The 7,268-nt window shown below is 71.6% G+C and carries 6 protein-coding genes and 1 pseudogene; 4 read left to right on the top strand and 3 right to left on the bottom strand.

What is annotated here, in order from left to right; translation table 11 throughout:
* A partial coding sequence (locus AOK22_RS37275) for a biotin transporter BioY (RefSeq protein WP_167357936.1) occupies positions 1 to 264 on the top strand: 264 nt, incomplete at its 5' end.
* A gap of 44 nt (positions 265 to 308) precedes the next feature.
* Here the strand turns inward: AOK22_RS37275 and AOK22_RS37270 are convergent.
* Positions 309 to 1,427, bottom strand: a pseudogene (locus AOK22_RS37270) (BBE domain-containing protein).
* Between the two features lie 83 nt (positions 1,428 to 1,510).
* Entirely contained in the window at positions 1,511 to 2,992 is a 1,482-nt protein-coding gene (locus AOK22_RS37265) for an amino acid permease (RefSeq protein WP_055703088.1), read from the bottom strand.
* A 184-nt stretch (positions 2,993 to 3,176) separates the two neighbouring features.
* Between AOK22_RS37265 and AOK22_RS37260 the strand changes: the two genes are divergently transcribed.
* Together AOK22_RS37260 and AOK22_RS37255 are read left to right on the top strand one after the other, a co-directional pair.
* Entirely contained in the window at positions 3,177 to 3,662 is a 486-nt protein-coding gene (locus tag AOK22_RS37260; protein WP_055703087.1) for a ribose-5-phosphate isomerase, read from the top strand.
* 91 nt (positions 3,663 to 3,753) lie between these two features.
* On the top strand, positions 3,754 to 4,566 hold the full coding sequence (locus tag AOK22_RS37255) for an Fpg/Nei family DNA glycosylase (RefSeq protein ID WP_055703086.1): 813 nt from the start codon (positions 3,754 to 3,756) through the stop codon (positions 4,564 to 4,566).
* Positions 4,567 to 4,591: 25 nt separating this feature from the next.
* On the opposite strand, the gene AOK22_RS37250 is transcribed toward AOK22_RS37255, so the two are convergent.
* Positions 4,592 to 5,821, bottom strand: coding sequence for a GNAT family N-acetyltransferase (locus AOK22_RS37250; protein ID WP_055703085.1), 1,230 nt, complete (start codon positions 5,819 to 5,821; stop codon positions 4,592 to 4,594).
* A 184-nt stretch (positions 5,822 to 6,005) separates the two neighbouring features.
* Between AOK22_RS37250 and AOK22_RS37245 the strand changes: the two genes are divergently transcribed.
* A complete protein-coding gene (locus AOK22_RS37245) occupies positions 6,006 to 7,181 on the top strand; it encodes a PP2C family protein-serine/threonine phosphatase (protein WP_055703084.1) in 1,176 nt (391 codons plus the stop codon).
* Positions 7,182 to 7,268: the final 87 nt, after the last annotated feature.

Raw genomic sequence — 7,268 nt, 5'->3', positions numbered from 1 at the left:
CTCGGCATGCTGCTCGCCGCCACGGTCGTGGGCGCCCTCGCCCGCCGCGGCGGCGACCGCTCCGTGCTGCGCACCGCGGGCACGATGGTCCTCGGCTCCGCGATCATCTACGCGGTCGGCGTCCCGTACCTGGCCGCCGCCACCGGCATGTCGCTGACCCAGGCCGTCGCGGCCGGCCTCACGCCGTTCCTGATCGGCGACGCCCTCAAGGCCGCGCTCGCGATGGGCGCGCTGCCCACGGCCTGGAAGCTGCTCGACCGCTGAGCGGCCGCGAGCGCGCGGTGTCCCGTTGACGCGGCACCACCCGCTCAACCGACGTCGTAGTTCCGCCTGAAGAGGTTCGCCGGGTCGTACGTGGCCTTCAACTCGGCGAGCCTCTTCCGCGTTTCCGGCTCGTAGATCCCCTCCGGCCGGTCGCCGCCCCCGAACGCGAAGTTGAGGAACCGCCCCACGGCCTGCGGTGCCACCCGCCCGAACGCCTCCGCGTGCAGCTCCCGCACCGTCGCGACGTCCGTCCCGTCCAGCGGCGAGAGGATCATCGCCACCCAGCCCGCCCCGCGGTGGGACACCGCGTTGCGCGCGGGCCGCGCCAGCGCCCCGCCCAGGTGGTGGATCTTCACCACGTGCATCGAGGCCGCCTCCGGCCCGGTCAGCGCGAGGAGTTCGGCGGCGCCACGCACGTCGAGGCCGTCGAGGACCACGCTGTCGCCGTAGTAGGCGTGCGGGAAGTCCGGGTCGCTGTGGATGGTGCGGCTCTCGGTGTACGGCATCTCCCGCAGCGTGTCCGACACGGCGGGCCCGAGCGCCCGCAGCGGCGCCACGAGCCGCTCGCCCTCCGCCGGCGTACCGGTGAACGCGACGTGGACCGAGACGAGATAGCGGCCCCGCAGATGCGGCGGGAGCTGGGGGATGTCCGGGTAGGCGAGGGCCGAGAGCGACTAGGTCAGCTCGTCGGGCACGGTCCGCGTCCACTCCTCGTAGCCGCGCAGCAGGGCGGCCGGGTCGACCTCCCGGCCGTCGAACGCGACGGCCCCGCCGTGCACCCGGGTGACCGGCACCAGGCCGATCTCCAGCTCCGTGACCACGCCGAGGTTGGCGCCGCCGCCGAGCAGGCCCCAGAAGAGCTCGGAGGCGCCCGGCAGGCCGTGCCCGGTGGCCTGGACGCCGACGGGCAGGGCGCGTGCGGTGGCGTACGACACGGCGGCGACGACGTCGGCCGCGGTCTCCGCGCCGAACACGACGGCGGGCCGCGCCGCGAAACCGGTCTGGAATCCGGCGAGTTCCTCGTCGTATCCGGCGTCGCCGGGCCGGAACGCGATGCGCTGGGCGGTGATGTCCACGGGGAGCCTCCGTCGAGACCATGAGCTGCGTGTTTCTCTCTGACGGGGGAGAGCGTCCCGCAATAACCTGACATCCGCCGTCAACATTTCCGGCGCCCCCCGGAACGCGACGAAGCCCCCGCGGTCCGCGACCACGGGGGCTTCGTACGAAGGGGCTGTGCGATCCGGGATCAGGCCTCGACCTGGTCCTTGGCCTCGTCGGCCACGGGCCGCTCGCGCGAGCGGCGCTTCTCCCGCACCAGCGAGAACGCGACCACGAACGCCGCGGCGAGCAGCGAGAGCAGGATCTGCTTGCGGCCGGCCTCGTCGACGAGCATGTAGACCAGCACGAACGAGATCATCGCGATCGTGACCCAGGTCAGATACGGGAACAGCCACATCTTCACGACGAGCTTCTCCGGCTCCTCGCGCAGGATGATCCCGCGCATCCGCAGCTGCGTGAAGCAGATGATCAGCCACACGAAGAGGGCCACCGCGCCCGAGGAGTTGAGCAGGAAGTCGAAGACGGTGTCCTGCCACTGGTAGTTGAACCAGACGGCGAGGAAGCCGAAGACGACGGAGCCGAGGATCGCGGCCTGCGGCACACCGCGGGCGTTGGTCCGCGCGAAGGCCTTGGGCGCGTCGCCGCGCCGGCCGAGCGAGAAGGCCATGCGGGAGGCGGTGTAGAGGCCGGAGTTGAGGCAGGACAGGACGGCGGTCAGCACGATGACGTTCATGACCTGGCCGGCGTGCGGGATGCCGATCGAGTTCAGCGCGGCGACGTAGGAGCCGTCCTTGGTGATCGACTCGGCGTTCCACGGCAGCAGCGTGATGACGACGAAGATCGAGCCCAGGTAGAAGACGCCGATGCGCCAGATGACGCTGTTCGTCGCCTTGGTGACCGCGCGCTGCGGGTCCTCGGACTCACCGGCGGCCAGCGTGACGATCTCGCTGCCCATGAAGGAGAAGACGACCATCAGCACACCGGTGAGGATGGCGCCCGCTCCCTTGGGGAAGAAGCCGCCCGCGTCGGTGAGGTGCGCGAAGCCCGCGCCGGGGTTGTCGGAGCCGGGGAGCACGCCGAAGACGGCGAGCAGGCCGATCGCGACGAACGCGCCGATCGCGACGACCTTGATGCCGGCGAACCAGAACTCGAACTCGCCGTAGGAGCCGACCGAGACGAGGTTCGTCGCGGTGAGCACCACCATCACGATGAGCGCCCAGCCCCACTGCGGGACCGCCGGTATCCAGCCGTTGAGGATCACCGCGCCCGCGGTGGCCTCCACGGCGAGGACCACGACCCAGAAGAACCAGTACAGCCAGCCGATGGAGAAACCGGCCCAGCGGCCGAGTGCCTGGTCGGCGTAGGTGGAGAAGGAGCCGGAGGTCGGCCGTGCGGCGGCCATCTCGCCCAGCATCCGCATCACGAGGACGACCATCGCGCCGACGAGGGCGTACGAGATGAGGATGGCGGGTCCGGCCGCGGCGATGCCGGAGCTGGAGCCGACGAAGAGACCGGCGCCGATCACACCGCCGATGGCGATCATCGAGAGGTGGCGGTTCTTGAGACCCGCTTTCAGGCCGTCGTCGGCGCCACCACTGTCTCCAGACTGCGGATCCCCAGGCGATGCGGGGGCGCTGTCTGCCTTCGCAAGGGAGGGTTGCGAGGTCATGGACGAATCCTTAAGTTCTCGGGTCACGAGCCCCCGCATTCAAACTCAGGGGTGAACGGGACGGAAGTCCTGAATCCGGATCGTTGTATTCCGACCAAAGGCCTGGACCAAGGTCCTGAACAGGGAGATCAACTCCCTGCCCCGGTCGCGGCTACCCGCCCCGGGACGTGCCACACTCGGACGCATGCGCGTGTACCTCGGCTCGGATCATGCCGGCTACGAACTCAAGAACCACCTGGTCGAATGGCTCAAGAGCCACGGCCACGAGCCCGTCGACTGCGGGCCCCACATCTACGACGCCCAGGACGACTACCCGCCGTTCTGCCTCCGTGCCGCGGAGAAGACCGCCGCGGACCCGGACGCCCTCGGCATCGTCATCGGCGGCTCGGGCAACGGCGAGCAGATCGCCGCGAACAAGGTGAAGGGCGTGCGGGCGGCCCTGGCCTGGAGCGAGCAGACCGCCGCGCTCGGCCGTGAGCACAACAACGCCAACGTGATCTCCATCGGCGGCCGCATGCACACCCAGGACGAGGCGACGACGTTCGTCGAGATCTTCCTGGCCACGCCGTACTCGGGTGAGGAGCGTCACACGCGCCGCATCGAGATGCTGTCGGCCTACGAGGAGACGGGCGAGCTGCCCCCGATCCCCGCCGGACACCCCCAGCAGTAGCGAGGCCGCGGGGCGCCGCCCCGGACCCCGCACCTCGATCGCCGGAGGGGCTGATCTCCCAGCCCCTCCGCACTCATTTCCGGAGGGACCCGTGCCGGAGGGGCACACGATTCATCGCCTGGCCGCCGATCACCGGGACCGTTTCGCGGGCCGTCCCGTCCGGGCGACCAGCCCGCAGGGCAAGTTCAGCGACAGCGCGGCCCTGGTCACCGGCCAGGTGATGGACGGCGCCGAGGCCCACGGCAAGCACCTCTTCCTCGGCTTCGAGGGCACCGGCTGGATCCACGTCCACCTCGGCCTCTTCGGCAAGTACGCCCTCGGCGAGGTCCCCGCCCCGCCGCCCACCGACACCGTCCGCCTCCGCCTGGCGAACGACACGTACTACGCCGACCTGCGCGGCCCCACCACCTGCGCCCTCGTCACCGACGAGGAGAAGCAGGCGATACACGACCGGCTCGGCCCCGACCCGCTCAGGGACGCCGACGGCCCGGAGAAGGCCTGGCGCCGCGTCTCCCGCAGCCGCACCACCGTCGCCGCCCTCCTCATGGACCAGAAGGTCATCGCGGGCGTCGGCAACGTCTACCGCGCCGAGGTCCTCTTCCGGCACGGCATCGACCCGTACACCCCCGGCAAGGACCTCACCGAGGCCCAGTGGACCGCGATCTGGGCCGACCTCGTGGAGCTGATGCGCGAGGGCGTCCGCCTCAACCGCATCGACACCGTCAGGCCCGAGCACACGCCCGAGGCGATGGGCCGCCCGCCGCGCGTCGACGACCACGGCGGCGAGGTGTACGTCTACCGCAGGGCGACCATGCCCTGCCACATCTGTGGCGGCGAGATCCGCACCGCCGACCTCGCCGCCCGCAACCTCTTCTGGTGCCCGACCTGTCAGGGCCGGGCCTGAGCGCCGCCGCGCCCGAGGCCTCCGGCTAGAACCCGTGTGGCAGCCACGGTGCCGCGTCCGAACCGAACGCCACCGAGGCCTCGGTCAGCGCGCCATGGCGCAGCTCGCGTACCCGGCCCGCGCCCGCCAGTGACGACAGGGACACACCGCCGAGGTAGGCCGCGCCCAACTCCTTGACGGACAGGGCGAGATCGGCCGCGTCGTCCGTGCGCTCGCACGAGGCGCCCTTGGTGTCGCCGGTGAGCCGCCAACGCCCCTCGTTCCAGGGGCAGAACGCGTCCTCGACCTCGAACACCACGTCCACGGGCGCCTGATACGTACGGGCCGCGAGCGCCGCGCCCACCTCCACGAGCCGCACGTGCAGCGAGTCGCGCACCGTGAGGTCGCAGCGGCGGATGTCCGACACCAGCTGCAGCAGCGGGTCGTCCACCGGACGGTTGCGGGCGACGACCGACGACGTCAGGTCGATGCCGAAGAGGAACCGCCACAGCGCCGCGTACGCCGCCGGGTCGAGGGCCTCGATGTCGCGGACGTGGACCGAGCCCTTGGGGCCCTGCCAGTCCCACTCGGGCTTCACGGCGAACCGCACGTACCCGACGAGCTCGCCCGCGCGCTCGGCGACCACGCACCGCAGCGGCGACGAGCCGCTCCGCTCGCCCGGCGGGTCGAGCAGCCCGAGCCGCTCCCAGCCCGGCTGCCGGGCCAGCATGCCCGGCCGCTCCGGCACCCGTCGTGCGTAGAGCGCCTCGCACGCGGCGTGGACGTCGGCGGGCCCGGCGTACCGCAGATGTACGTCGTCCGCACCGGCCGGCATGGACAGACTCACCCGGGTCGTGTCGATGTCGGCCTTCATCTGCTGCGTGGCCGCGCCGTACCCGAACCGGCCGTAGATGACCGGCTCGGAGGCGGTGAGCACGGCCAGCGGCTCGCCCCCCGCGCGGACGTCGTCCAGCTGCCGCCGCATCATCGACGTCAGGATCCCGCGCCGCCGGTGCGTCGCCGCCACGCTCACCATCGTCACGCCCGCCGCGTCCACCAGGGCGCCGCCCGGCACCGCGAGGCGGAAGGAGAACGCCCCGGTCGTGCCCACGCACGCGTCCCCGTCCCACACGCCGATCGACCGGTCCACCTCGGTGAGCGCGCGCCACAGCTCCCGCTCCTCGTCGGACTCGGCGACGCCGCCGAAGGCGAGCTCCAGCGCGTCGTACCACGTGTTCCAGTCGTCCTCGGCGAGCACCCGCACGTCTTTCGTCATATGCCATGCCTACCAGCGCGCCGAGGGCCGGTGCGACCGTATTTCCGCTCCCCGCGAAGCCGCCGGGCCCTTGTCCGGCCCCGCCCGCCGCCCGTCGCCACCCGTCCTTCGGCATGCCCCTGACGGGGGACAACTGGGACCTCCCGTGCGAAGTGCCCGGCCCGCTGGATAGGGTCCACGAGCAATGGCAGTACGAGGAGTACGGCGCGCGCGACGCGAACGGCGCGCGGAAGCCGAGACGTTCACGGCCCGGATGAAGAAGAGGGTGCACCGGGCCCGCATCACGCTGCGCAAATCCGGGGTCGACTACTTCCGCGGCGACGGCTCGGACTGGGTCGCGCTGGCGGGTCTGCTCCTGACCATCCCCGTGATCACCTGCTGCACCATCGTCAACAACGTCTGGTGCTCACCGGCCGCGCTCGTGCTGCCCATCGTCGCGGGCGGCCTGCTGCTGCGCCCCGCCAGCCTGCTCGGCCTGTACGCGGCGTCGGCGGTCGCCCTGATCGTCGAGTCGATCAAGCTCGGCCCCTACGCGGAGGGCCCCTCCAGGGTCACCCCGGGCGTCGTCCTCGTGGTCGCCGCCTGCGGTTTCTTCGGTCTCCTGATCGCGCAGTTCCGCAGCCGGGTCGGCGTGCCCTGGCGCGGTGGCGGCACCATGCTCTTCGACCTGCGCGAGCGCATCCGTGTCCAGAGCAAGCTCCCGAAGCTGCCGCGCGGCTGGCACCGCGAGATGGCGCTGCGCCCGGCCGGCGGCCAGTCCTTCTCCGGCGACTTCGTGGTCGCGGCCCGCACGAACGGCGGCCGCACGCTGGAGGCCGTCCTCACCGACGTCTCCGGCAAGGGCATGGACGCCGGGTCGCGCGCGCTGCTCCTGTCCGGCGCCTTCGGCGGCCTGCTCGGCTCGCTGCCCCCGCACGCCTTCCTGCCCGCCGCCAACGGCTATCTGCTCCGCCAGGACTGGGACGAGGGCTTCGCGACCTCCATCCACCTGGTCCTCGACCTGGAGACCGGCGACTACGAACTCTTCTCGGCGGGCCACCCGCCGGGCCTCCAGCTGAGCGCGGGCAGCGGCCGCTGGGAGGAGAAGTCGGGCCAGGGCCCGCTCCTCGGCGTCTACGACGGCGCGCAGTTCGACCCGGTCAAGGGCATGCTGCGCCCCGGCGACGTCCTGATGCTCTTCACGGACGGCCTCGTGGAGACCTCCGACCGCGAGATCGCCGAAGGAATGGACCGCCTCACGGGCGAGGCCGACCGCTACGTCGCCGGCGGCTTCCACGGCGCGGCCTGGCACTTGATCGAAGCGGTGGCCAAAGACGTGAACGACGACAGAGCCCTCCTCCTGATCTGCCGGGAGGCGTAGGGGAGGGCGCAGGGGAGAGGCGGGATTGCAGAAAAGCCCCGACCATCTGCCCGTTTTGGGCTGATTTGGTCGGGGCTTTTCTGCAAT

It is taken from the genome of Streptomyces silaceus, assembly GCF_001419745.1.
GTDB lineage: Bacteria > Actinomycetota > Actinomycetes > Streptomycetales > Streptomycetaceae > Streptomyces > Streptomyces silaceus.
This window is presented reverse-complemented; position numbering and strand designations above follow the sequence as displayed.